This is a genomic window from Clostridium sp. (assembly GCF_036569345.1).
Taxonomy (GTDB): Bacteria; Bacillota; Clostridia; order Clostridiales; family Clostridiaceae; genus Clostridium_AD.
The window spans coordinates 1-25,824 of record NZ_DATCQT010000047.1 but is presented as its reverse complement, the minus strand read 5'-3'; the positions used below and the strand labels follow the sequence as shown (position 1 = coordinate 25,824).

Sequence of the window (25,824 nt, the reverse complement as noted above, 5' to 3'; positions counted from 1 at the left end):
ATTATATTCAAGTTTCGAACAGAAATTGAGCATATTAGACGAATAAAGTTCGTAATTATCTAGTTTTAGTGATTGATTAGTAAATTATCATTTTATGGATGTTAATATTTAAAAGTCTGAATTCAAATGTATCGACTTAATTGCTAAACTCAAATTTTGAATAATATGAATTAATTGATTTCAAAAAAATCAATTTTAACAAAATGAAGCATACAATTATAAAATATTAAATCTGAGTAAAATGAATTAATTAAATTTAAAAAAATCATTATTGATTACAATTAATTAATTCAATTATGAATTCCAGCTTCAATTAATTTGGTAAATACTTTGCCAAAATAACATTGGTAAAGAATTATATATATATGAGGAGGGCTTTAAAATGAGACAAGTAGCAATATACGGAAAAGGTGGTATTGGAAAATCTACCACAACTCAAAACTTAACAGCAGGTCTTGCAGAAATGGGAAAACAAATTATGGTGGTTGGATGTGATCCAAAAGCGGATTCAACTAGACTTCTCTTAGGTGGTTTAGCGCAGAAAAGTGTTCTTGATACATTAAGAGAAGAGGGTGATGATGTTGATCTTGAATCAATATTAAAGCCTGGTTATAGAAATATAAGATGTGTTGAATCAGGTGGTCCTGAACCTGGTGTTGGTTGTGCAGGAAGAGGAATTATTACTTCAATTAATATGCTTGAAAGTTTAGGAGCATATACTGATGATTTAGATTATGTGTTTTACGATGTATTAGGTGATGTTGTCTGTGGAGGATTTGCAATGCCAATGCGTGAAGGAAAAGCTCAAGAAATATATATAGTAGCTAGTGGTGAAATGATGGCATTATATGCAGCAAATAATATTGCAAAAGGTGTACTTAAATATGCAAATAGTTCTGGAATAAGACTCGGTGGTATTATCTGTAACAGTAGAAATGTTGATAAGGAATTAGATCTTTTAAAAGCATTTGCAGAGGAACTTGGAAGTCAGTTAATATATTTTGTACCAAGAGACAATATGGTTCAAAGAGCTGAAATACACAAACAAACTGTAATAGAATTTGATCCAGAAGCAGGACAAGCAGAAGAATATAGACAACTTGCTAAAGCAATAGATGAAAATAAAATGTTTGTTATTCCAAAACCAATGGCTCAAGAAAGACTAGAAGAAATATTAATGGAACATGGGTTAATGGATATCTAATTAGAAGGAGTTATTATGGATAAGATTACGTTAAGTAAAAGTAAATCAAATAAAAACTTGCAATTCAACAAGTTTACGGCACATTGAATTGCAAGTCAAAAAAAATACTTTTAAAAGTATCCACACTTATTATATCAAATAGATAGGGGGAGTCAAGTATGTTAATGATTAAGGCTATAATTAGAGCAGAAAAAGTAGGTATTGTTCTCTCAGAGTTATGCGATGCTGGTTTTCCGGCAGTAACAAAAGTAGATGTTGTAGGGCGTGGTAAGCAAAGAGGAGTTAAGGTTGGAGATGTTTATTATGATGAACTTCCAAAGGAAATGCTTATGCTAGTAGTTAGCGATAATGATAAAGATGATGTTGTAAAAATTATAGTAAGAAGTTCGAAAACAGGAGTAAAAGGTGCTTTTGGTGATGGTAAGATTTTTGTTAGTAAAGTAGATGAAGTTTATACCATAAGCTCTGGAAATTCTGCATTATAAGGAGGGCCAATATTATGAAGGAAATAACAGCGATTATTCGAATGGATATGGTTAATAAAACTAAAGAAGCTCTTCTTAAACTGGGAGTCCCTTCTATGACTGCTGTAAAAGTTATGGGGAGAGGAAAGAAAAAAATAGCCTATGAACTATTTCAAAATGCTTTTGATGAGAATGATGAACTTCCAAAAATACTTGCAGAGCAATTGTCTGAGGTGCACAGATTAATGCCAAAGAGAATGCTAATACTAGGTGTTTTGGATAAAGACGTGAAAGCTATAGTGGATACAATTGTAGAAGTAAACCAAAATGGTAACCCGGGAAATGGAAAGATTTTTGTTTCAGAGGTAGAAGATGTCATTACGGTAAGAACGGGTCAAACTGGAGTAGAAGCCGTTTAATAAAATGAAGAGAGGTGAAGTATATGAAAGAATTTATGGATAAGGTTCTGGAGAAATACCCTGCAAAAACTTTTAAAAACAGAAAAGAACATATAGTTATTAAAAAAAATGATGAAGTGCAAAAGATAACAGCCAATACTAGAACAATTCCAGGTATGATCACAAATCGAGGATGTTGTTATGCTGGTTGTAAAGGAGTTGTACTTGGTCCTATAAAGGATATGATTCATATAGTTCATGGTCCTATCGGTTGTTCTTATTATACTTGGGGTACAAGACGTAATAAAGCAAAAACTGAACCCGGTATGCAAAACTATATAGAATACTGTTTTTCAACTGATATGCAAGAAAGTGACATCATTTTCGGTGGTGAAAAGAAACTAAGACAGGCTATTACAGAAGCTGTGGAGATATTTAGTCCCAGAGCTATAACAATTTCAGCTACATGCCCAGTTGGATTAATTGGTGATGATATAAATGCAGTTGCTGTTTGGGCAGAAAAAACTTATGGAATTCAGGTTTTATCATTTAATTGTGAAGGATATAAAGGAGTAAGTCAGTCTGCTGGCCATCATATTGCTAACAATAATTTAATGAGAAGTGTAATTGGGACAGGTACTAAAGTGCCTACTAAAAAACATTCAATAAATATTTTAGGTGAGTATAACATCGGTGGAGACGGATGGGAAATTGCTAGAGTACTTAAAAAAATAGGTTATGATATTGTTTGCGTTATGACTGGAGATGGAAGTTATGAGGATATAAAAAATGCTCATACTGCTGAAGTTAATATAGTTCAATGCCATAGATCTATAAATTATATAGCTGAGATGATGGAAACAAAATATGGAATACCTTGGATAAAAGTTAATTTCATAGGTGTTACTGGTACTGTTCAAACTCTAAGAGATTTAGCATTATTTTTCGGTGAACCAGAGCTTATAGAAAAAACAGAAAAAATAATTGCGGAGGAAATAGCTGAAATCGAAGGAGAAATGCAATATTACAAATCAAGACTTGAAGGAAAAACAGCATTTTTATATGTTGGAGGTTCAAGATCTCATCATTATCAAACAATTTTGAAGGATTTAGGTGTTGAAACTGTTGTTTCTGGTTATGAGTTTGCTCACAGAGATGATTATGAGGGTAGAGAAGTTATTCCAACTATAAAACTTGATGCAGACAGTAAAAATATTGAGCATATGACAGTTGAAAAGGATGAAAAGAATTACAGAATGATTTTATCACCAGAGAAGTATGCAGAGCTTGCAAAGGTAATACCACTTGCAAAATATGATGGACTAATCAAAGATGAGAATGATGATACTGTAATAATAGATGATTTAAATCATTATGAAACTGAGCAGCTAATAAAAAAATTAAAGCCTGACATGTTCTTTTCAGGTATTAAGGATAAGTATGTAGTCCAAAAGATGGGAGTAACATCTAAGCAATTACATTCGTATGATTATTCAGGACCATACGCTGGGTTTAAGGGTGCAGTAGTTTTTGCTAGAGAAGTTACATCTGGTGTTCACACCCCTGCTTGGAGATTCGTAACACCACCATGGAAAGTAGAACCGCTACTCGAAGGAAAAGTTGTTGGAGGTGATGAGTAATGTTAGATTTAACCACAAAAAAAATAGTAGAAAGAAAAGCTTTAAGAATTAATCCTGCAAAAACTTGTCAACCAATTGGGGCTATGTATGCAGCACTTGGTGTTCATGGTTGTTTGCCTCATAGTCATGGTTCTCAAGGATGTTGTGCTTTTCATAGAATGCAACTTACAAGGCATTTTAAAGAGCCGATAATGGCATCGACTAGTGCATTCACTGAAGGTGCATCAGTTTTTGGTGGAGGATCAAACATGAAAACTGCAGTGAAAAATATATTTGAGCTTTATAACCCAGATATAATAGCAGTTCATACTACCTGTTTATCAGAAACCATCGGAGATGATCTTAAAACTATAATTTCTCAATGTCAGGGAGATGTACCGGAGGGCAAATATGTAATTCATGCTAATACACCAAGTTACGCAGGTTCACATGTAACAGGATTCTCTAGTATGGTAAAAGCTTTTGTTACCTACTTGTCTGTAAATAGTGGTGTTAAGAATGGCAAGATTAATATGCTTCCTGGTTTTGTACAACCAGGTGATATGAAAGAAATAAAAAGAATTCTTAGTGTTATGGAAATTGATAATATTCTTTTCCCAGATACTAGTGGAGTGTTAGATGCACCTATGACGGGTACTTTTGAAATGTATCCTTTAGGTGGAACTAAAGTTAAGGACATTATTGATGCCGGAAATTCTAAGTTATCAATAGCGCTTGGTACATTTACTGGCGAAGCTGCTGCGATAGAATTAGAAAAAAAATGCAAAGTTCCAATGAAAACTTTGAGTACACCTATTGGAATTGAAGCTACAGACAGATTAATTACAGAACTAGCGCTTTTAACACATAAAGATGTTCCTACATCAATAGAAGAAGAAAGAGGACAATTAGTTGATTTAATGTTAGACAGTCAAGCCTATTTTAATGGTAAAAAAGTTGCTATTTACGGAGATCCAGACACTGTTATAGGTCTAACAGAATTTGTAATTAGCTTAGGCATGATTCCGAAATATGTTATTTCAGGAACGCCTGGAGATGCTTTTGCAAGACAGGTTAATGTTATATTTGATAAAAATGAATTAAAGGATTCCGTGGTTAAGGGATCAGCAGATTTGTTTGAGCTTCACCAATGGATGAAAAATGAGCCTGTTGATTTATTAATTGGTAATACTCATGGTAAATTTATTGCAAGAGCTGAGGATGTACCATTCGTAAGGGTAGGTTTTCCAATACTCGATAGATATGCACATCAGTATTTTCCAATAGTTGGATATAAGGGCGGAATTAGATTAATTGAAATGATGTTAAATGTTATATTAGACAAAATAGATAGAACTTGCCCTGAAGAAGATTTTGAACTAGTAATGTAATGAAATATTTGTGGAGGTGATTATATGGAATCAAAACTACTTAAAGGAAGAGAAGACTCAGTATGTTATAACTCTAAAAATAAAGACAAAAAGATGAAATGTGACGGCAATAGTGTATCTGGTTCTGTAAGTCAGAGAGCTTGTGTATACACCGGTGCAAGGGTTGTATTAAATCCTATAACAGATGCTTTTCACTTGGTTCACGGACCTATAGGTTGCGCTGCGTATACTTGGGATATAAGGGGGAGTTTATCTAGTGATTCTCAGAATTACAGGAATAGTTACTCCACAGATATTAGAGAAAGAGATGTTATATTTGGGGGTGAAAAAAAACTTGCTGCTGCTATTGATGAAATAGTAGCGGCCCATTCCCCTAAATTAATATTTGTATATTCAACATGTATTGTTGGAGTAATCGGTGATGATATTGAAGCTGTCTGTAAAGCGGCTGAGAAAAAATATGATATTCGAGTAATTCCAGTTAAAGCTCCTGGTTTTTCAGGGAATAAAGCAGTAGGTTATAGAGCTGCTTGTAATGCATTATTAAATCTTATGGGAGAAAATAATGATCCTAAAGTAAGCGGTATAAACATTTTAGGTGATTTTAATTTAGCCGGAGAAATGTGGATTATGAAAAGTTATTTGAAAAGAATAGGTGTTAATGTGGTTGCAAGAATCACAGGTGATAGCACATATGATGAAATAAAAAAGGCTCCTACAGCTAATTTAAACATTGTACAGTGTGCTGGTTCTATGCATTATCTTGCCAATCAGATGAAGGAGAAATTTGGAATACCATATATAAATGTTAGCTTTTTAGGGCTTGAAGATATTAAAGCCTCTTTAACTAATATTGCTGAGTTTACTAAAAATGAAGATGTAATTCAAAAATCAAAACAATTAATTTATGAAGAAGAAAAAGAAATTGAAGACATATTAAGTTATTATAAAAAAAGATTAACAGGCAAAAAAGTTGCAATATATGTAGGCGGTGGATTTAAGGCCATTTCACTTATAAAACAATTTAGAGAATTTGGAATTGAAACTGTTATGGTAGGTACTCAAACAGGAAAAGAAGAGGAATACGATATTATTAAGGAAATAACTTCTGAGGGAACAGTAATATTAGATGATACTAACCCAGCAGAATTAGAAAAATTTATTCTTGAGAAAAATGCAGATATTTTAGTTGGAGGAGTTAAAGAAAGACCACTAGCATATAAATTAGGCATTGCCTTTTGTGACCATAATCATGAAAGAAAGCATGCTCTATCTGGATTTGTTGGAGCAGTTAACTTTGCGAGAGAAATAGATTTAACGATAAATAGTCCAGTTTGGAAACTTATATAAAGCAGGAGGTGTTAATATGACAATCAAAAACTCTGTAAATCTTAGTGTAAACCCTTGCAAGATGTGTATGCCACTAGGTGGAGTAATGGCACTTAAGGGAATTGAAAATAGTATGGTGATACTCCATGGATCTCAAGGGTGCAGTACTTATATAAGGCGTCACATGGCGACTCACTTTAATGAACCAATAGATATAGCATCGTCATCACTTACTGAAGACGGAACAATATATGGCGGAGCCAAAAATCTAAAATTGGGACTTGCAAATATAATTAAATTATATAACCCTAAGATTATTGGAGTTTTAACAACCTGTCTTGCAGAAACTATAGGGGAAGACATTGGACGTATAATTATAGAGTTTCAAGAAGAAAATCAAAGCTCTAAGGATATTAAGATTATTCCAATATCAACACCTGCTTATGCTGGTACTCAGTCTGAAGGGTACTATAAAACACTTAGGAGACTCGTTGAAGCAATGAGTGGCGACAATATAAAACACAATAAAATAAATATAATTTCTGCAAATATAAATCCAGGGGACATAAGGCAACTAAAATATATTTTAGATACTTTTGGAGTGGAATATACATTATTACCAGATGTGTCTGATACATTGGATGCAGGATACACTAAAGAGTATAGTAAGATTCCAGCGGGAGGCACTAGTCTTAGTGATATAGCATTAATGGGAGGGGCATGCGCAACTATAGAAATGGATAAAGCATCAGAGATAGGTTCTACTGCGGGTGATTATTTACTAGAAGCCTTTGGAGTACCATTATATAAATGTGCTGTTCCTATGGGAATAAAAGCAACAGATGTTTTTATTGATTTAATATCTAAAGTTAGTAAAAAACCTATTCCAAAAGTATTAGAACGAGAGCGAGGACGTTACTTAGATGGAGTAATAGATTCTCATAAATATAATGGAGAAGGAAGAGTTGTCATTTTTGGAGAACCAGAAATTGTTTATGCAGTCACTGCAATATGTGTTGAAAATGGTATTAAACCTCTATTAATAGCTACTGGCTCTAAAAACAAGATTTTAGTGAATAATCTAAAAGAACTTACAAAGGATCTTGAGACGTTGCCTATTATAATAGACGACACCGATTTTGAAATTATTGAAAAATACTGCAGGTCACTCAATATTAATTTATTAATTGGAGATTCAAATGGAAGAAGGCTTGAAGAAAAGTTAGGAATTAAACTTATAAGAATTGGATTTCCTATTCATGATAGGGTTGGCGCTCAAAGAGCTGTTAATATAGGGTATTTTGGTTCATTAAGATTTTTAGATGAAATCACTAATGCTCTCCTAGAAAAAAAGGAAAGGGGCTATAGAAAAGATATGTATGATAAATATTATGATAATGAAAAAGCTGAAGTTTTGGCTCCCGAACTTTTGGGCACTACGTTGGTTAAGAAAGTAATTAGTATGGAAGAGAGAACAAAAAGTCACCCATGTTTTAATAATTGTGCACATGACAATGCCAGGTTGCATATACCTGTAGCTCCAGCTTGTAATATTAGTTGCAATTATTGCAGCCGTAAGTTTGATTGTGTAAATGAAAGTAGACCAGGAGTTACGAGTACAATATTATCTCCGGTGCAGGCACTAGAGAGATTTAAGGAGTATAAGAGTAAACTTAAAAATCTAACAGTAGTTGGAATTGCAGGACCTGGAGATGCATTGGCAAATTTTGATGTTGTAAAAGAATCTATTAAGCTTATTAAAAAGGAAAGCCCAGAAATTACATTTTGTTTATCAACTAATGGATTAATGTTACCTTTTTATGCAAATGAAATATTAGAACTTGGTGTTTCCCATATTACTATTACAATAAACACAGTAGATCCAGAAATAGGTGTAAAACTTTATAAGGAAATTAACTATCTTGGGGTAAAATATACTGGAACTTCCGGTGCTTCTATATTATTGCAAAATCAATTATCAGGTCTCAAATACCTTACTTCAAAAGGCCTTGTTTGCAAGGTAAACATAGTTTATGTAAAAGGGGTTAATGATATAGGAATTGAAGATACTGTTAAAAAAGTTAAAGAATGCGGAGCTTTTATGACCAATATTATGCCAATGATAAATGCACCAGGTAGTGTGTTTGAAGATATTATAACAGTTAATGATAAAGAGCTGCTAGTTATGAGAAAGAAATGTGAAGTAGATCTTAAACAAATGTATCACTGTAAACAATGTAGAGCAGATGCAGTAGGAACACTTGGAAATGATTTATCGCAAAAGGGGGTAAGTGTTAAGGAGTCAAAAAATGATGATGTTAAACCTATTAGATTTGCGGTAGCATCAAAAACAGGGCTTAATGTAGATCAACATTTTGGACATGCTACAGAATTATATATATACGATTTTGAGGGTGGAGACGCCAAGTTTATTGAAAAGAGAGACGTACCTAAATACTGCATTAGCAAAGATTGTGACGATGACCACGAGGATAAGATTGACAATATAATAAAAACAATTGAAGACTGTTCTGGAGTACTCGCTCTTAGAATTGGAGATGTTCCTAAGTTAAAACTTCAAAAGAAAAATATAAAAGTATATCTACTATGTGATGAAATTAGAAATGGAATCAGAAAAATTGTAGGGGAGGCAGTGTCATGATAAAACCAGAGTTTCATATTTTTGTCTGTACAAGTTCTAGAATAAATGGAACACAAAAGGGGTACTGCCATTCAAATGAGTCCACTGAAATTGTAACGAATTTTCTGGAAGCTATTGAAGAGAATGACATCAGTGACAAGGTAATGGTATCTAATACAGGATGCCTCGGATTGTGTAATGATGGCCCAATAGTTATTATTTATCCTGAAGGTACATGGTATGGCAAGGTGACACCAGATGACGTTGAAGAAATTGTAGAATCACATTTACTTAATGGAAATATTGTAAAAAGATTGGAAATATAAAAAACTGAATAATAAAATGTAAATGGGGGGTGTTATTAATGTCTATAGTTATTAACGGGAAAGAAAAATATATTATTGATAGGACATTAATAAACATTACTTTGAAAAACTTTAATGAAAATGAATTAGGGAAGTTCATTATAAATCTAAAAAAGCTAGGAGTAGATTTTTTTGAGATTGACGAGAGGACGTTTGATATTTTAGGGCCTCTGATAAAATCAGGGGTTTTTATTTTTAGGGTTTATAAAATTGATCAATTAGAAAAATGCAAAAGAAATGGAATAGAATACATTATAGTAAAACAAGAGGATTTAGAGTTTATTAAAATTAATTATATAGAAGAAAACTATGATTTTAAAATTATATTAGAAATAGATGTTAGTTTATATGTTGGTAATTATATGCAAAATATATCTAAGAACATAGATAATAGACTTTTTTCTGTAAGATTTAAAGGCGAAAGTAATTGGTATTTTGATAATTCTAATGGAGAAAATTATAATGTGAGTACAAATATATATGCTAGTAATAAATTTTCTATGGCAACTGCTGTAGGTTTTCAGGCTATGATTGTGGGATTTGACTCTATAACAACCACATTTTGTGGAAAGGATGGAACTTTTGGTACAACCGCTTTAGAAGAAATATTAGTTGCTTTAAAAGTAATTTTGGATCAAGAAATAAGTGGAGAGATTTCTCTTTTATCAGAGATGAGGTTGCAATATGAAAAAACAACCTATAGTAAGTTACCTAACAATAAACCTGTGATTGGTTTAGATATATTTAAATATGAATCTGGAGTACATGTTGCTGGGATAGAAAAAAATCCAGTAACCTATGAACCTTTTATACCTGAACTTGTTGGTATGGAGCGAAAGCTTGCTTTAGGTAAACATTCTGGTAAAAATTCCATCACTTGTAAGATGAAAGAGCTTGGCATTGATAATAAATATAATGCATATGAGATTATTAGCATACTAGAGCAGGTCAAAGATAAAAGCATATCAAATAAAACGGAACTTTCAGATAAGGACTTTATAGACATATGCAGAGGAATTAAGGGGTTATGTTATGTACAAAATTGTTGATACAACGCTAAGAGATGGTGAGCAAATGGCCGGGGTTGAGTTAGGGTTTAATGATAAAATTGAATTTGCTAAAATTATAGATTCAAAAGATGTATATCAAATTGAAGCTGGAACTCCTGCTATGGGTGGGGATGAAAAAAAGAGTATTGAAAAATTAATGAGCCTAGGTCTCGAAAGTAAGATTTCAGCATGGAATAGAATGAATATAAATGATATAAATCATTCCATTGATTGCAGGGTTGATATCGTGCATATATCAGTACCAGTCTCTGACATACAAATACAATGGAAACTTGGAAAGGATAGAATTTGGGTTATTAATGAAATGAAGAAAAGTGTTTATTACGCTAAAGAAAAGGGACTCCAGGTTGTAGTGGGACTTGAGGATGCATCAAGAACTTCAATGGATTTTTTATTACATGTTATTAAACAAGCTAAGGAACTTGGTGTTGAACGGGTTAGATATGCGGATACTGTTGGTATATTATATCCAGCAAAAACTTTTAAACTAATTACTGAAATTAGACAAAATATTGATATTTCTATAGAATTTCATGCACACAATGATTTTGGCATGGCCGTTGCAAATTCGGTTGCAGCAGTTATGGCTGGAGCTGAATTTGTAGATTCTACATTTGGTGGAATAGGAGAAAGGGCAGGTAATTGTGATTATGTTAAATTAATAAATGCCTTAAATAAAAATAAAGAAACAATATAAAGAGATAAAATTTAATATTTTATTAAAATAAGGAGGTTAATTTACTGAATTGATGATACAATTATTGGTTTGATAAATAGAAAATTTTATGGAGATTGCAGTATTTCAAGATATTAGTGGTAAAACACAATCATTCCTTGAACCGGGTATAATTAAAGTTTATTCAGGTCAAATGGGAGAATGGAAGATAATTAAAGAAATTATATTTAGGATTGATAATATAGTTGGTTTAAAAGCAATTCGTGAAAGCATAAAAAATATGGCAGAAGCCCTAGGAGATTGCAAAATTTTTGTAGGAAGAGAAATAAAAGGTATTCCATATCATGTTCTTGATGGAATGGAATTTAACACTTGGGAAATAGAAGGTACTCCTAAAGAATTCTTGGAGTTTGTGTTTAAAAAGGAAGAAGAGGAAGCAAAATCTAACACCTCAGCAAAAACACAGAATAAACTACCTCAGATAGAACAATTTGAAGATGGGAATTATTTCGTGAACTTAAAAAGCATTCAGGAAAACAGTGTTAACATTACATCAAAAGGAATATTGATACCCTTTCTTCGAATTACTACTTTTTATCAACTTAAAATAATATGTGATCATATTCCACATTGGTTCGTTGATGAATTTGATAAATTAAATTTGGAAATGGAGAGTGAAGTTATTAATAAAAATGAATTTAGAGTAACAGTTTATCCTAAGGGTTGCAAAGAATAGTGGATAGTATAAATGTTTTATTTTGGAGATGATAAAATGGAAGAATTTTGGACTAAATATGGTCGACTTAAGGGTATAAGTAGTATTGAATTTTACACCGAAGGTCTTATAAAAGAATGCAAATTGAACGAATATTCCGAAATAAACACAATTTATGGAAATTTGGTTCCTCAATATGACGAAGCAGAAGTAAGACGAAAATACAAAAGATCACTGTCTTTTTATGAAAATGGAGAAGTTAAACGTATTTTCCCTTTAAATGGCAAGATAACTGCCTATTGGACTGAACAAAATGAATATAAACTTGCAGAAGAATTTAATTTCAATTTTGAATTTGGAGTCTTTAAAAAGAAAATTATTGGCATTAATTTTTATGAATCGGGTTCGGTTAAGAGCTTAACCTTATGGCCAAGGGATTTTATTGATATGGTAACACCCTGTGGTATTATTGAAACTCGAATTGGATTTTCATTATATCCAAATGGAGCTATTAGATCCTGTGAACCCAGAAAACATACACTTATAAATACTATTATTGGAGAACTGCATGCATTTGATTTGGGAGCCATTGGCCTTAATGGAGACAGAAACTCTTTGAATTTTAATGAGGACGGAACAGTTAAATCCTTACGCACATCAACAGATAAAATAACTATTAAAGGTATAGATGGACAGCTAAAAGTACATGAACCAGGAGTAAGGCCAAATAATTTTAACAATTTAATAATGGATGTGATACCATTAAAAATTGAATTTTATGAGGGTAAAATAAAAATTGATGATAATGAGTATAGTTTAATAAATAATTTTTTTCATATTGATAAATTTGAAAGGAGTTTTTTATTGAAGGTTAAAAAGGAATAATTATAAAGATTTGTTTTATTTTGATTTTTTTCTTGTTAGTTATTGTCAAAAAATATAAATAAGATATAATTAAGTAAAAGTATTATTAATAACCAGATTATCATGGTGGTAGGAGAAAACTAAGAAATGGTAAATTATTTACAATCAAAAACAGTTAAGATAACAATGTCTGCCACAATAGCAGTGATTATATCGAATTATATGGGATTAGAGTTTGGAGCAACTTCAGGTATAATTGCAATACTAAGTATTCAAGATACCAAGAAAGAATCTCTATTAGTGGGTAGCAAAAGAATTTTTGCATCAACCATAGCTATACTTTTATCATTTATGTTATACATTTTACTTGGAAACAATCCTATTGTATTCGGATTATTTTTGCTTATATTTATTCCAGTAACTAATGTTATGAAAATAAGTGAGGGAATGGTTATTGGTGCAGTATTATCAACACATCTTTTAACAAGTACTAATATTAATGTTTCTTGGATTATCAATGAGTTTAAGTTAACTATAATAGGCATTGGTATAGCAATGATATTTAATTTATACACAAAATCGTTAGAGGAAAGCTTTGCGAATAATAAAAAAAAGATAGAAGAACAATTTCGATTAATATTATCAAATATGGCATCAAGTTTAGTTACGCAAGCTGTATCAATTCATGATCAAGATATAATATTGGGTGTTGAAGAATTAATTAAAAATACTAAATTGATGGCACAAATAATAAATAATAATCATTTATTTAAGATCAATAATTATTATGTAGGGTATATAGACATGAGAATGATACAATTAGATGCTGTAAAAAGAATGAAAAGACATTTTTCAAGGGTTTATATGACCTATGAGCAAACTAAAATTTTATCTGAATTTACTAATGATGTTGCAATTAATATTCATGAAGATAATGATTGCATCGAACTTATTAATAAGCTTATTTTGCTTAGAAAATATTATGAAATGATGGAACTACCTAGAGACAGAAATGAATTTGAAAATAGGGCATTATTATTTCAATTTTTGAATGATTTAGAGGATTTTTTAATTATTAAAAAGGAATTTAAACAATATTATCAAAATAATAATTATTAACTAATTAGTAGCAAATTGATAACATATTCATAACATCTATATACTATAATAATGATATATTATAAAAATGATATATTATAAAAATGAAATTAATCTATTTTATAATATGACTTTTACACATAAGGACTTTGAAAGTTTTAGTTTTATTAATCTAATAATTTATTAGAAAGGTGAGGATTAAAATGAAAGAAGAAGAATTGTTATATAATGTGATTTTCCCTGAAGATGATGATCCTAATCATATTAACTATGGATATTTTGTAGGGAAAAGTAAAAAAAGTGTGGATAAATTGAAAGCTATTATAAATGAAAGTCAACTAAACCCAATATTAATTTGTGATGGCAATAAAGAAAATACTTTTTTCGCTAAAGTTTTTGAGAGTGAAGTAGATAGATTTTTGAAAATTGTAAGTGATCTTAAATTTAAACAAATTAAGATTAATAGTTGTCATATGAAAGAAGTAAAATCTATGTTTGAAGAAGAAATATTGGATAACAGAAAAAAGGGGAAAAAACCAGCTAAATACCTATTACCACAGAGATTTAATAGAGGTAAAAGAGACTGGAAATTACCAGATGTACTAGAGTTCAATTCAGTAAATGAAAACAAACCAAACTTAAAGGAAGTAATTAATCTATAAAGATGAAGATGTTTATTTAAAAGTATGGAATTGAATTTTACAACTTTATATCAGTAAACAATGTAGTATCAAAATGACCATAATAGTTTTGTATGGAATAATTAAAATCATTATAAAATATTAATCCATCTGTAAGCATGGTTTCAGAGCCATTATCATATTTCCAGATGGATACTTTTTCATTTTTATCACTACGGAAAAATAGGATTTCATTGTTGTTTATATAAGTTGGCGAAAAATCAAAATAATTTGGGTTATTCGTAAGCTGTTTTATTTGTTTTGTATTTGTATTAACACTAAAAATATGGTGATTTCCGCTAGAAAACCATTTAGCAAAGCCTCCAATTCCTTCCTTTTGGCTTTTGGAAGATGCATATAAAATGCTTTTTCCATCACTTAAGTAATAAGGTGTCATGGATGCTTCGCCCTTTGGAGAGAGGGTCTGAAATTTACCGGTTAAAACATTTAAAACAACTAAATTTTTGTTATTACCCATTTCTCTCCCACCGCCGTAGATTAATGCTAAATATCTGCTGTTTTTGGGGTTTGGGGATAGGTTATCTTTGTAAGCTAACGAAATTATGTTTGGATTTGTATATTCTATTAATTTATTATTTAAGATATCGTAAACGGCTAAAGGTACCCCGTCTGCTGCCAGGGAGCCTGCATGTGGATGCTCCCATATATATAGATACTTATTATCATTTGATATGCCAGTTATGATAGGATACATTCCTAAATCACTACCTGTATCTATTTTACTTGGTATTGATTTCACAACTACTTTTTTATCCTTTGTGACAGGGCTAAATAATAATATTCCGAAATCATCTCTATAATCATATCCATCTTTTTTATAGTATAGGTACTGTTCTGCATACATTCTTCCTTTATTGTCTAAAGTAATGTTTTGGTAATTGTATTCATCATGAAGATAAGGGGTGCTATTTTTATTTATCACATCATAAACATATAAGCCACCAGATATAGGCGAGTATAACAAAGTATTTATATCTTTCCATGAAAAAGATAACTCAGAAATATTTTCTGCTACTTTAATATGATCTAGTTTATCAGTTGTAATATACAAAACTTTATCCTTAAGATATGAAACGTATTTTTTATTTGGAGATATAAGGGGACGTGTAAATGTGCCTTCACTATCTAATGTGATATTTTCTGATTTATTATTTAAGGAAACCAAAAGCAACTCGTTTTTTCTTACTACCACAATATTCATTTCTTTAATGTACGAAAGCATTTTAGATGTTTTAGTGTTTTTGTCGCCTATATTAATTTTTGATTTACATCCCATTGTAATACAAAGAGTAATTAGCAATAATATTGTGATTACTAATCTTTCTACATTTATTTTTAGATCTACCATGTTTTCATACCTCCAATCTATATTTCATATTACCATCGTATCTTTTTAAATATCATTCCCTGATTTCTATTAATATATTGAAAAATAAAAAACAGCCTAAATTATATTGTACAATTTAGACCGTTTTTAATAAAAATATCTTTATAATCCTTTAAATCTTCTTCATGTAGTTGGTGAACATTTGCAAACTTGTAGTCCTTATTCAATAAGGAATATTTTTTTTGCCCAAATTGATGGAAAGGTAATAGATTTACTGTAGTGGCACCAACTTCTTTTAATAGATTGCAGAAACCTTGTGCATCCTCCAAACTATTATTGATACCAGGTATAACGGGGATGCGTATAATAACATCTTTCTTTTTTGTAATTGCAGTTTTTAAGTTTAGAATAATTCTCTCGTTGTGAACATTAGTATTAGCATAATGTTTTTGGCTATCATAATGTTTTATGTCAAATAAAATGGAATCAATATTTTCAATAAAAGTTTCAAAAATCTTAGGAGTGTCATATCCTGTAGTTTCACAGGCGGTATGAATACCTTTCTCTTTTAAAATTTTTAGTAAAGCAATAACAAATTCATATTGCATCAAGGCCTCACCACCAGACAATGTAACGCCTCCACCGGACTCCTCATAAAAGTCTTTATCTTTCATAACCTCCTCTATTACGTAATGGAGACTCAGGTTTTCTCCAAGCATTGTAAGCGCTCTTTGAGGACAAATATTAACACAGCATAAACACCCTATGCATTTATTACTATTAAAATTAAGTCTATCATCTATGATAGCAATATTTTTTTGTGTGCAGATTTCCAAGCATTTTAAGCAACTATCGCAATTGTGTTCATCAAAGGATAGCTGTGGACCTGTATATTGTGACTCAGGGTTACTGCACCAAAGACATTTTAAAGGACAGCCCTTAAAAAATACTACGGTACGAATACCTGGTCCATCGTGAATGCTATATTTTTGTATATTGAATATGCAAGCAGTTAAATTATTCATTTTAAGACTCCTTATATATTTTCTTTTATTAATTGTATACTAAATTTATATTAGCATAGACATATTTCAAAGTAAATACTTCATTGAAAACTATTTAGATTACGAATGAAACTTTTTATTGACTAAACCATGATTTTTGATATAATTAGATTATGAATATAAGATAATTTATTTCATTCGGAACTATTTTCTTTCTTTTCGAAACAAATTGTGATATAATTTGGATAATATTAAGAAAGAAAGGAAGATTTCAATGATTAAAAGACAAACAAAATTACTGGAAATCGTAAATGAATATGGTCGTATTGAGGTTACTTCACTATCAGAAAAACTTGAGGTATCACAAGTTACCGTACGTAAGGATTTGGCACTACTTGAAGAAAAAGGACTTTTAAATAGGGAACATGGGTTTGCTGTAATGGTTAGCAGTGACGATATTAGTAACCGTTTGGCTTTTAACTATAATGTGAAATATAAAATCGCTTTAGAAGCTGCAAAATTAGTTGAAGATGGTGAAACGGTTATGATTGAATCTGGGTCTTGCTGTGCGCTACTTGCAAAGGAACTTGCAACAAATAAGCGAGATGTTACTATAATCACAAATTCAGCATTCATTGCAGCATATATTAGAGAATGTCCTCATGTAAAGGTGGTTTTGCTTGGTGGGGATTATCAGACGGAAAGCCAAGTTGTTGTTGGCCCGATTACCCGCACATGTATTGAAAGTTTTTATGTTGATAAGCTGTTTCTTGGAACAGATGGGTTTACGCAAAAATCAGGATTTACAGGCAAAAATCATATGAGAGCCGAAACAGTGCGTGTAATGGCTGAAAATGCAAATAAAGTCATTGTGTTAACTGAATCTATAAAATTTTCTAAACAAGGTGTGGTAGTTCAGTTTAAAACTAGAGAGGTTTCTATTCTTGTTACTGATAGTAATATACCAAAGGAAATAGTAAATTTATTAAAACAAGATAATATAGATGTAAAAATAGTGTTATAAAAGGAGGAAATATAATGAGCTACTTTGGAAAATTAACAACAAGAATGCAAGATTTTCGTGAAGATTTATTAAATGCAAAACCTATGGTTTGTGTAGAACGTGCAAAACTTGTAACGGAAAGTTACAAGTTACATTCAGACAAACCAATGGTTTTGCGTAGAGCTTTAATGCTTGAGAATGTGCTCGAAAACATGAGCATATATATTGAACCACAAACACTAGTGAGGAAAAGCTTTCTTCTTTAGATTTAACTGACTATAAAAACTTAAATAAGTCCTATTTTTATAGAGGTATTATTATTGTAATAAATTCAGTAGTTGCTTTTGCTAAGCGTTATGCAGACCTTGCTTTAGAAAATGCTCAAATTGAGCAAAATGAAAATCGTAGGACAGAACTTTTGAAGATGAGTGATATTTTAAATAAAGTTCTACTCCATGGTGCTGATAACTTGCAGGAGGCTATTCAATCTATGTGGATGGTGCATTTATGCTTGCAAATTGAGTCTAATGGTCACTCACTTTCTTATGGTAGAATGGATCAATTTTTGTATCCATTTTATAAAAAGGATACAAGCGATGGAATTGTTACAAAAGATTCTGCTTGTGAACTGCTAACCAATTTATGGCTAAAAACATATACCATTAATAAAATTCGTTCTTGGGGCCATACTCAATTTAGTGCTGGCAGTCCACTTTACCAAAATGTTACTATTGGAGGTCAAACAAGAGATAAAAAAGATGCAGTTAACCCACTATCTTATTTAATTTTAAAAAGTGTAGCACAAGTTAAACTTCCACAACCGAATTTAACTGTTCGTTACCACAGTGGCCTTGATAATGCCTTTATGAGTGAATGCGTTGAGCTAGTTAGGTTAGGTACAGGCATGCCAGCTTTTAACAATGATGAGATTATCATTCCTAGCTTTATTCAAAAGGGTGTTTCGGTAGAAGACGCATATAATTATAGTGCTATTGGTTGCGTTGAGGTTGCCATTCCAGGGAAATGGGGTTATCGTTGCACAGGCATGAGTTTCTTAAACTTTGTTAAGAGCTTTATGATTGCATTAAATGACGGAGTTGATATTGAAAGTGGAATCAAAGTTTGCCAGGGGGTCGGTCATTTTAGAGATATGGAAAGCTTTGACCAAGTTCTAAAAGCATGGGATAAAATTATCCGAGAGTTTACACGTCACAGCGTTATTATTGATAGCTGTGCAGATGTAGTACTTGAGCAAGATGCTGCGGATATTCTATGTTCTGCTTTAGTTGATGATTGCATTGACCGTGGATTAACTCTAAAAGAAGGTGGTGCAGTTTATGACTTTATTAGTGGGCTACAGGTTGGAATTGCAAATCTAGGAGACTCTCTTGCTGCTATTAAAAAATGCGTATTTGAAGATAAGACATTTACCCAGTCAGAGTTATGGGATGCTTTAGTAAATAACTTCGACGGGGAGGAGGGTAAGAGAATTCAAGATGTTTTAATAAACGATGTTCCGAAATATGGAAATGATGATGATTATATAGACCTATTACTAAAAGATGCATATCAGGTATATATTGATGAGATTAGTAAATACCACAACACTAGGCATGGTCGTGGCCCTATTGGGGGAGTATATTATGCAGGAACATCTTCAATTTCTGCAAATGTGCCACAAGGAGCATCAACAACAGCAACACCAGACGGGAGACTTGCATACACTCCACTTGCGGAAGGGTGCTCTCCAAGTCATGCAATGGATAAGAATGGGCCAACAGCTGTATTTAAATCAGTATCTAAATTACCAACTGATAAAATTACAGGGGGAGTACTTCTAAACCAAAAGATTAATCCACAAATGCTTGAAAAAGAGGAAGATAGGATGAAACTTGTTATGCTAATACGTACTTTCTTCAACCGTTTGCATGGTTTCCATGTTCAATATAATGTTGTTTCAAGAGAAGTTTTAGTAGATGCGCAAAATCATCCAGATGATCATCGTGATTTAATAGTACGTGTTGCAGGCTATAGTGCATTCTTTAATGTACTATCAAAACAAACTCAAGACGACATAATTGAGCGTACTGAACACAAAATATAATAGAAAAGGAGATTTTTTAAATGGAGTATATGTTTGATACAGTAAATATAGAGGATATTAGACATTATAGTGAGTTTTTCAAAATCACAGGTATTACTAGTAATCCTAGTATTATTAAACTAGAGGGTAAAATTAATTTCTTCAAACACTTTAAAGAAATTAGAAGAATTATTGGAAATGATAAATCGCTACATATACAAGTGATTGCAGAGGACTATGAGGGTATTATGGCAGAGGCTGATGCTATTATAAAAAATGTTGATGATAAGGTATTTATTAAAGTTCCAGTGACAGAACAAGGTTTAAAAGCAATTCGTGCCTTAAAAGCAAAAGGGATTGGGGTTACTGCAACTGCTATTTATACCAAAGTTCAAGGGCTTCTTGCTATGGAGGCTGGTGCAGACTTTATTGCTCCTTACTATAACCGTATGGAGAATATGGACATTGACCCAAAGGAAGTTATTACAACTTTCGCTGGGATGATTAAGGAATACCATTACTCAACCATAATACTTGCTGCAAGTTTTAAAAATATGGGTCAAGTAAATACAGCATTTGAGTGTGGGGCACAAACAGCGACTGTTCAACCTGCACTTCTGCATAATGCTCTAAAAATGCCTGTAATTAAAAAGGCTGTAGAGGATTTTGCTGATGACTGGGAAACTATATTCGGCAAAGGTGTATCTATTGTAGATTTGTAGGACAAAATAAAGTCAACTTGTAAATAATTTTACAAGTTGACTTTTTTTTATAAATATAGAGATTCTAATTGAAATTATACACATCCATGGGTTTGTGGTATATTATTCATATGTGAATTTTCTTAAAATTCAATTAATAAAGAATGCAACAAATAAACAAAAGACGAATATAATAAATAGCATATTGCAAAAGCGATTAGAGGAAGGAGAACTTTAAATGGAGATAGATATGAATAGTGAACTTTCTTGTATATTTGTAATATTTGGAGGAACTGGTGATCTTACAAAAAGAAAACTTATTCCTGCTATTTTTAGTTTGATGTATGAGGGGAATTTACATGATAATTTTATAATTGTTTCTATAGGAAGACGAGAAAAGACAAATGAGCAATATAGGGCTGAAATGTATGAATTTACGAAGAAATTTTCGAGATTTTCTTTAAATAATACCTTATGGAATAAGTTTAGTAAGAAAATTTTCTATAAAAACTTTGATTTTACAACAGATAATGATGGTTATAAAGAACTAGATTCATTTTTAGGAAAAATGGATTCTAAATATTCAACTGGAGGTAAAAGATTATATTATTTAGCTGTTGCACCAGAGTTTTTCGAAGGAATAATCAGAAATTTAAAGAATAATGAGATGGTTATGAAACCCAATGGTTGGCAGAGGATAATGGTTGAAAAGCCTTTCGGATCAAGCCTAGAAAGCGCTAGAATCTTAAATCATAATATATCGAAGCTTATATCTGAAGAGGATATATTCAGAATAGATCACTATTTGGGAAAAGAAATGATCCAAAATATATTAGCAATAAGGTTTGGTAACTCATTATTTGAACCTCTATGGAATGCAAATTATATTGATAATATTCAAATTACGTCCTATGAACTTCTTGGAGTTGAGAATAGAGGCGTGTATTACGAAAATGCAGGTATTTTAAAAGATATGCTTCAGAACCATTTATTACAAATGTTAACTATGATTGCAATGGAACCACCAGTTGACTTTGACCCTGAATCTATAAGAGATGAAAAAGTTAAAGTACTACGATCACTCAGACCTTTTACCGTGGAGTCTGTTAATGGAAATATTGTAAGAGGTCAATACGGAGAGGGAACTATAGGTGGTGTGAAAGTGGTAGGTTATAGGCAAGAAGACAGAGTATCCCTTAGCTCAAATACAGATACATTTATAGCCCTTAAGACTTATATTGATAATTTTAGGTTAGGAGGGGTACCAATATATATAAGGGCAGGAAAAAGGATGGATACTAAAAAAACTGAGATAGTTATTCAATTTAAAAAACTTCCAGGAATTAATTATTATAAGGAGTTTAATCAAATTGGTCATAATCTTTTAGTTTTAAAAATTCAACCAGAGGAAGGCTTTTTTTTTCAGATAAATGCTAAAAAACCTGGTAATGAATTTAAAATGGAAAAGGTGGAACTTGATTATTGTCAAAGCTGTAAGTATGTCAATGATTCACCGGAGGCCTATGAGCGGCTATTACTTGAAGCAATTAGAAATAATTCATCGCTCTTTACAAGGTGGGATGAACTTGAATATTCGTGGAAGTTCATCGAGAGCATTGAAAAAGCATTAGAAAGCATCGAAAAGGAAGTTGAAAATAATATATCTAATTATCCTAATTACTCAGCAGGAACATCAGGACCGGAGAAAGCAATAGCTTTAATTGAAAAAGATGGCAGACAGTGGTTTAGCGCGACACCCAATTAAGGAGGAGTAACATGATCATATATGATATTTCAATGACTATTGAAAAAAAAATGGGAGTATATAAAAATAAAGAGGAAAAAAGACCAATAATTAAATTCGAAAGAAAAATTCCAAAGGATACCATTAATGAATCAAGTTTGTATATGAATTTACATACAGGAACACATATTGATGCCCCATTTCATGTAGATGATATTGGTGACACCATTGATGTAATTGATTTAAATAAATTAATTACTAAGTGTAGAGTAATAGATTTAACAAGAGTAGTAGATGGGATAACAAAAGAGGAGCTTATTGATAAAAACATACAACCTGGTGAATTCTTATTGCTCAAAACTAGAAACTCATTTACAGAAGAATTTGATCCAGAGTTTGTATATGTTGAAAAAAGTGGAGCAGAGTATCTAGCAAAAAAAGAAATAAGTGGAGTAGCAATAGATTCTTTTGGAATAGAGAGATCACAACCGGGTCATGAAACTCATAAGATACTTTTTAATAAGGGCATAACTATAATAGAAGGTGTAAGGTTAAAAGAAATTGGGGAAGGTGAATATTTCATGTGCGCACTACCACTCAAAATTAAGGGCGCAGATGGTGCGCCAGCTAGGATAGTTTTAATACAAGACTTAATATAAGTGATTAGTACAATATTAGATCAAAAAAAATTATGAGAGGTAATGAATATGAATAATAATAAAGTTGCTGTTATTGCAGGAACTCCTGTGGATACTCAAATGGGGATAGAATTTTTAAAATTAAAAGGAATAAAGGCATTAGGATATCCGGTATCAACATGCCCGCAGGAACAATCGAGAATTCAAATTTTATCTCCTTTTGAACTTGAGAAGCAAATTACTAATATAATAAATAAAATAAAAAATGAAAACATGTGCACAATAATGGTTTATTGCAATTCCATAAGTGCTGCAGTTGATATGGACAAGTTGTCTAAAGAAAATAATATAAAAATAATTACTCCATTTGATGTTTATAAAAAAATTGCTTCCAATTATAATACTATTGGCGTTATGACAGCAAATAATCAAAGTTCAGCGGGTATTGAAAGAGTTATGCAAAAGATGAATCCTGATTGTAACGTTATTGGAATGGGAATACTTCCACTTGTTGTTGCTATAGAAAATGGTATATCTGCTGAAGAAATAGTTGAAAAATTTGGCTTAAGAAATGTTATGAAATTTTACGAGGTTATAAAAATAGATGTCCTCATTCTTGGATGTACTCACTTTCCTTATCTATATGATGAATTAAAAAAGTATGTCTCTTTTCCAATTATTGATCCAGCAGAGCTTATGTATAAAATGATAATTATAAAATAATAATTTTATTCTATTTGTGTTATGATAAAGAGTGTAATATAAAATATTACATGGAAATCCTTACATAATATTAGCAGTAAAGCTTGCAAAAAAAGTAAGATTAAAATTTAATGAGGTGAATAGAATGTGTATAAAAGAAAGAATCAAAGATCTAAGAAATGAAATGAGAGAAAGAGGTATAGATGCGTACATTGTACCTAGTTCAGATCCACACCAAAGTGAATATGTAGCAGAGCATTATGCTGCTAGAACCTTTATAACAGGATTCACAGGTTCCGCTGGTACCGCAATTGTAACTCTTAAGGAAGCTATCTTATGGACAGATGGAAGATATTTTATTCAAGCCGAAAGTGAACTTAAAGGTACAGGTGTTACACTATTTAAAATGGGAGAAACTGGCGTCCAAACTGTTGAGGCATTTCTGAGAGAGACCCTTGACATGGGTGCAAAAGTTGCTTTTGATGGCAAGGTAATTTCCATAGAGTATTTTAGAAATTTAAAGAAAGCTTTAGAAAAGAAAGAATTTTCCTACAAAGTTGATGAGGATTTAATAGATAAAATATGGAAGGATAGGCCAGCAAGGCCTTGCAGTCAGGTGATTTTGCATGATGCACGGTTTGCGGGAAAATCAAGAGAGATAAAGCTTGAGCAGGTAGCTCACGAAATGAAGGCTATGGGAGCTACCTATTATGTTATATCAGGACTTGATGACATAGCATGGCTATTAAATATTAGAGGAAGAGATGTAGCATGTAATCCTTTAACAATAGCATACTTATTAGTAACGGATGGAAAATGTTATTTATTTATTGATGATAGAAAAATTGATTCATTAGTTAGAACCCAGCTTGAAAAAGCTAATGTAGAAATAATGCCCTATGATAGTATAGAAATTTTTTTGAGACAGATTAAAGTTGGAACAATACTTCTTGACCCATCAAAAAATAGCACTTGGATATATAGTGCTATAAATATTAAAATTATAGAAGCTATGGATATAACTACAAGATTTAAAGCTATAAAAAATGATATCCAAATTCAAAATATTAGAAATATTATGATACGTGACGGCGTTGCTATGGTTAAATTTATAAGTTGGATGAAAAAAACCATAAAATCTCGTAATATTACTGAAATAGAAGCATCAGATAAAATTTGTGAAATAAGAAAAACTGGAGAAAATTTTTATGATTTAAGTTTTAAATCTATTTCAGCTTATGGAGCAAATGCGTCTATGCCTCACTATTCTGCTACAGAAAAAAATCATGCGACTATTAAACCAAAGGGCCTTTATTTATTAGATTCTGGTGCTCAATATTTAGATGGAACAACAGATATTACAAGGACTTTAGCAGTAGGTCCCTTAACAATTGAGGAGAAAACAGATTTCACTCTAGTACTAAGGGGCATGATTAATTTAACGATGCAGAGATTTTTATATGGGACTACTGGTTCAAATTTAGATATTATAGCTAGGATTCCACTTTGGAATGCAGGTATGGATTTTAAACATGGAACAGGACATGGAGTAGGGTTCTTTTTAAATGTTCATGAAGGTCCACATAGAATATCTATTGTTCCTAATACTGTCAAACTTGATAAAGGAATGGTAGTGTCAAATGAACCAGGGGTTTATAAGGCAGGAAAACATGGCATAAGAATAGAAAATTTAGTTGTTGTCCAAGAGGATGAAAAAACCCAATACGGTGGTCAATTTATGAAGTTTGAGACATTAACACTATGCCCGATAGACTTAGAAGCTGTAGATGTTACGTTATTAACGCATGACGAAAAGACTTGGCTAAATAATTATCATAGAACGGTGTTTGAAAAACTTTCACCTTATCTTAAGGGCGAAGAACTAGAATACTTAAATGGATCAACAAGAGCAATATAAATATAAAATTAATGAATTAATAAGAGAAGGGGCTGTCTCAAAATAGAAATTAATTTCTATTTTAAGATAGTTCTTTTTTTCTCCTACAAATACAAAAGTGGATTCCGAGGAATCCACTTTTGGTGTATAATTTAAGCATGATTAATAAAAAAATTACACAAAAGAATTA

General features: G+C 31.6%; 22 protein-coding genes and 1 pseudogene. 21 read left to right on the top strand and 2 right to left on the bottom strand.

What is annotated here, in order from left to right; translation table 11 throughout:
• Positions 1-382 precede the first annotated feature (382 nt).
• The 14 genes from nifH (at position 383) to VIM70_RS04375 (ending at position 14,496) form a co-directional block, all read left to right on the top strand.
• Entirely contained in the window at positions 383-1,204 is an 822-nt protein-coding gene (gene nifH, locus VIM70_RS04440) for a nitrogenase iron protein (protein ID WP_331944508.1), read from the top strand.
• A 158-nt stretch (positions 1,205-1,362) separates the two neighbouring features.
• A complete protein-coding gene (locus VIM70_RS04435; RefSeq protein WP_331944506.1) occupies positions 1,363-1,689 on the top strand; it encodes a P-II family nitrogen regulator in 327 nt (108 codons plus the stop codon).
• Positions 1,690-1,703: 14 nt separating this feature from the next.
• On the top strand, positions 1,704-2,087 hold the full coding sequence (locus VIM70_RS04430; RefSeq protein WP_331944504.1) for a P-II family nitrogen regulator: 384 nt from the start codon (positions 1,704-1,706) through the stop codon (positions 2,085-2,087).
• 23 nt (positions 2,088-2,110) lie between these two features.
• Positions 2,111-3,706, top strand: a complete 1,596-nt coding sequence (nifD, locus tag VIM70_RS04425) for a nitrogenase molybdenum-iron protein alpha chain (protein WP_331944502.1) — start codon at positions 2,111-2,113, stop codon at positions 3,704-3,706.
• Complete coding sequence (gene nifK, locus VIM70_RS04420; RefSeq protein WP_331944500.1) at positions 3,706-5,076, top strand: nitrogenase molybdenum-iron protein subunit beta; 1,371 nt, start codon at positions 3,706-3,708, stop codon at positions 5,074-5,076. The genes nifD and nifK overlap by 1 nt, the downstream gene beginning before the upstream one ends.
• Positions 5,077-5,100: 24 nt before the next feature.
• Positions 5,101-6,426, top strand: coding sequence for a nitrogenase iron-molybdenum cofactor biosynthesis protein NifE (gene nifE / locus VIM70_RS04415; protein WP_331944498.1), 1,326 nt, complete (start codon positions 5,101-5,103; stop codon positions 6,424-6,426).
• A 16-nt stretch (positions 6,427-6,442) separates the two neighbouring features.
• Positions 6,443-9,067, top strand: coding sequence for a nitrogenase cofactor biosynthesis protein NifB (gene nifB / locus VIM70_RS04410; RefSeq protein ID WP_331944496.1), 2,625 nt, complete (start codon positions 6,443-6,445; stop codon positions 9,065-9,067).
• Complete coding sequence (locus tag VIM70_RS04405; RefSeq protein ID WP_331944494.1) at positions 9,064-9,372, top strand: 2Fe-2S ferredoxin; 309 nt, start codon at positions 9,064-9,066, stop codon at positions 9,370-9,372. Before nifB ends, VIM70_RS04405 begins: the two co-directional genes overlap by 4 nt.
• A 38-nt stretch (positions 9,373-9,410) precedes the next feature.
• Positions 9,411-10,460 (top strand): homocitrate synthase/isopropylmalate synthase family protein, encoded by a 1,050-nt coding sequence (locus VIM70_RS04400; protein ID WP_331944492.1) that lies wholly within the window; start codon positions 9,411-9,413, stop codon positions 10,458-10,460.
• Entirely contained in the window at positions 10,444-11,178 is a 735-nt protein-coding gene (locus VIM70_RS04395) for a homocitrate synthase (protein ID WP_331944490.1), read from the top strand. The genes VIM70_RS04400 and VIM70_RS04395 overlap by 17 nt, the downstream gene beginning before the upstream one ends.
• 88 nt (positions 11,179-11,266) lie before the next feature.
• Positions 11,267-11,893: a Fe-only nitrogenase accessory protein AnfO gene (gene anfO, locus VIM70_RS04390; protein WP_331944488.1), complete on the top strand. Its 627-nt coding sequence runs from the start codon at positions 11,267-11,269 to the stop codon at positions 11,891-11,893.
• Between the two features lie 36 nt (positions 11,894-11,929).
• A complete protein-coding gene (locus VIM70_RS04385) occupies positions 11,930-12,757 on the top strand; it encodes a hypothetical protein (protein ID WP_331944486.1) in 828 nt (275 codons plus the stop codon).
• Between the two features lie 126 nt (positions 12,758-12,883).
• Positions 12,884-13,855, top strand: coding sequence for an aromatic acid exporter family protein (locus VIM70_RS04380; protein WP_331944484.1), 972 nt, complete (start codon positions 12,884-12,886; stop codon positions 13,853-13,855).
• A gap of 182 nt (positions 13,856-14,037) precedes the next feature.
• The gene (locus VIM70_RS04375) at positions 14,038-14,496 is read left to right on the top strand and encodes a hypothetical protein (protein WP_331944482.1); all 459 of its coding nucleotides are present in this window, start codon (positions 14,038-14,040) and stop codon (positions 14,494-14,496) included.
• 37 nt (positions 14,497-14,533) lie between these two features.
• On the opposite strand, the gene VIM70_RS04370 is transcribed toward VIM70_RS04375, so the two are convergent.
• Together VIM70_RS04370 and VIM70_RS04365 are read right to left on the bottom strand one after the other, a co-directional pair.
• On the bottom strand, positions 14,534-15,883 hold the full coding sequence (locus tag VIM70_RS04370) for a hypothetical protein (RefSeq protein ID WP_331944480.1): 1,350 nt from the start codon (positions 15,881-15,883) through the stop codon (positions 14,534-14,536).
• A 101-nt stretch (positions 15,884-15,984) separates the two neighbouring features.
• Complete coding sequence (locus VIM70_RS04365; RefSeq protein ID WP_331944478.1) at positions 15,985-16,887, bottom strand: glycyl-radical enzyme activating protein; 903 nt, start codon at positions 16,885-16,887, stop codon at positions 15,985-15,987.
• Positions 16,888-17,140: 253 nt separating this feature from the next.
• Between VIM70_RS04365 and VIM70_RS04360 the strand changes: the two genes are divergently transcribed.
• From VIM70_RS04360 to VIM70_RS04330, 7 genes and pseudogenes are all read left to right on the top strand, one after another.
• On the top strand, positions 17,141-17,890 hold the full coding sequence (locus VIM70_RS04360) for a DeoR/GlpR family DNA-binding transcription regulator (protein ID WP_331944476.1): 750 nt from the start codon (positions 17,141-17,143) through the stop codon (positions 17,888-17,890).
• 14 nt (positions 17,891-17,904) lie between these two features.
• Positions 17,905-19,973, top strand: a pseudogene (locus tag VIM70_RS04355) (formate C-acetyltransferase/glycerol dehydratase family glycyl radical enzyme).
• A 20-nt stretch (positions 19,974-19,993) separates the two neighbouring features.
• On the top strand, positions 19,994-20,674 hold the full coding sequence (locus VIM70_RS04350; RefSeq protein ID WP_331944474.1) for a fructose-6-phosphate aldolase: 681 nt from the start codon (positions 19,994-19,996) through the stop codon (positions 20,672-20,674).
• Between the two features lie 217 nt (positions 20,675-20,891).
• Positions 20,892-22,418: a glucose-6-phosphate dehydrogenase gene (gene zwf / locus VIM70_RS04345; protein ID WP_331944472.1), complete on the top strand. Its 1,527-nt coding sequence runs from the start codon at positions 20,892-20,894 to the stop codon at positions 22,416-22,418.
• Between the two features lie 11 nt (positions 22,419-22,429).
• Positions 22,430-23,056 (top strand): cyclase family protein, encoded by a 627-nt coding sequence (locus tag VIM70_RS04340; RefSeq protein WP_331944470.1) that lies wholly within the window; start codon positions 22,430-22,432, stop codon positions 23,054-23,056.
• 48 nt (positions 23,057-23,104) lie between these two features.
• Complete coding sequence (locus tag VIM70_RS04335; protein WP_331944468.1) at positions 23,105-23,758, top strand: aspartate/glutamate racemase family protein; 654 nt, start codon at positions 23,105-23,107, stop codon at positions 23,756-23,758.
• 124 nt (positions 23,759-23,882) lie between these two features.
• Positions 23,883-25,655 carry an aminopeptidase P family protein gene (locus VIM70_RS04330; RefSeq protein ID WP_331944466.1) on the top strand — a complete coding sequence of 591 codons (1,773 nt, stop codon included), beginning with the start codon at positions 23,883-23,885 and terminating at the stop codon, positions 25,653-25,655.
• Positions 25,656-25,824: the final 169 nt, after the last annotated feature.

Bases quoted from the DNA above. Each gene is read 5' to 3' on its own strand.
- nifH (WP_331944508.1), top strand. From the start codon at position 383: ATGAGACAAGTAGCAATATACGGAAAAGGTGGTATTGGAAAATCTACC.
- VIM70_RS04435 (WP_331944506.1), top strand. From the start codon at position 1,363: ATGTTAATGATTAAGGCTATAATTAGAGCAGAAAAAGTAGGTATTGTT.
- VIM70_RS04430 (WP_331944504.1), top strand. From the start codon at position 1,704: ATGAAGGAAATAACAGCGATTATTCGAATGGATATGGTTAATAAAACT.
- nifD (WP_331944502.1), top strand. From the start codon at position 2,111: ATGAAAGAATTTATGGATAAGGTTCTGGAGAAATACCCTGCAAAAACT.
- nifK (WP_331944500.1), top strand. From the start codon at position 3,706: ATGTTAGATTTAACCACAAAAAAAATAGTAGAAAGAAAAGCTTTAAGA.
- nifE (WP_331944498.1), top strand. From the start codon at position 5,101: ATGGAATCAAAACTACTTAAAGGAAGAGAAGACTCAGTATGTTATAAC.
- nifB (WP_331944496.1), top strand. From the start codon at position 6,443: ATGACAATCAAAAACTCTGTAAATCTTAGTGTAAACCCTTGCAAGATG.
- VIM70_RS04405 (WP_331944494.1), top strand. From the start codon at position 9,064: ATGATAAAACCAGAGTTTCATATTTTTGTCTGTACAAGTTCTAGAATA.
- VIM70_RS04400 (WP_331944492.1), top strand. From the start codon at position 9,411: ATGTCTATAGTTATTAACGGGAAAGAAAAATATATTATTGATAGGACA.
- VIM70_RS04395 (WP_331944490.1), top strand. From the start codon at position 10,444: ATGTACAAAATTGTTGATACAACGCTAAGAGATGGTGAGCAAATGGCC.
- anfO (WP_331944488.1), top strand. From the start codon at position 11,267: ATGGAGATTGCAGTATTTCAAGATATTAGTGGTAAAACACAATCATTC.
- VIM70_RS04385 (WP_331944486.1), top strand. From the start codon at position 11,930: ATGGAAGAATTTTGGACTAAATATGGTCGACTTAAGGGTATAAGTAGT.
- VIM70_RS04380 (WP_331944484.1), top strand. From the start codon at position 12,884: ATGGTAAATTATTTACAATCAAAAACAGTTAAGATAACAATGTCTGCC.
- VIM70_RS04375 (WP_331944482.1), top strand. From the start codon at position 14,038: ATGAAAGAAGAAGAATTGTTATATAATGTGATTTTCCCTGAAGATGAT.
- VIM70_RS04370 (WP_331944480.1), bottom strand. From the start codon at position 15,883: ATGGTAGATCTAAAAATAAATGTAGAAAGATTAGTAATCACAATATTA.
- VIM70_RS04365 (WP_331944478.1), bottom strand. From the start codon at position 16,887: ATGAATAATTTAACTGCTTGCATATTCAATATACAAAAATATAGCATT.
- VIM70_RS04360 (WP_331944476.1), top strand. From the start codon at position 17,141: ATGATTAAAAGACAAACAAAATTACTGGAAATCGTAAATGAATATGGT.
- VIM70_RS04350 (WP_331944474.1), top strand. From the start codon at position 19,994: ATGGAGTATATGTTTGATACAGTAAATATAGAGGATATTAGACATTAT.
- zwf (WP_331944472.1), top strand. From the start codon at position 20,892: ATGGAGATAGATATGAATAGTGAACTTTCTTGTATATTTGTAATATTT.
- VIM70_RS04340 (WP_331944470.1), top strand. From the start codon at position 22,430: ATGATCATATATGATATTTCAATGACTATTGAAAAAAAAATGGGAGTA.
- VIM70_RS04335 (WP_331944468.1), top strand. From the start codon at position 23,105: ATGAATAATAATAAAGTTGCTGTTATTGCAGGAACTCCTGTGGATACT.
- VIM70_RS04330 (WP_331944466.1), top strand. From the start codon at position 23,883: ATGTGTATAAAAGAAAGAATCAAAGATCTAAGAAATGAAATGAGAGAA.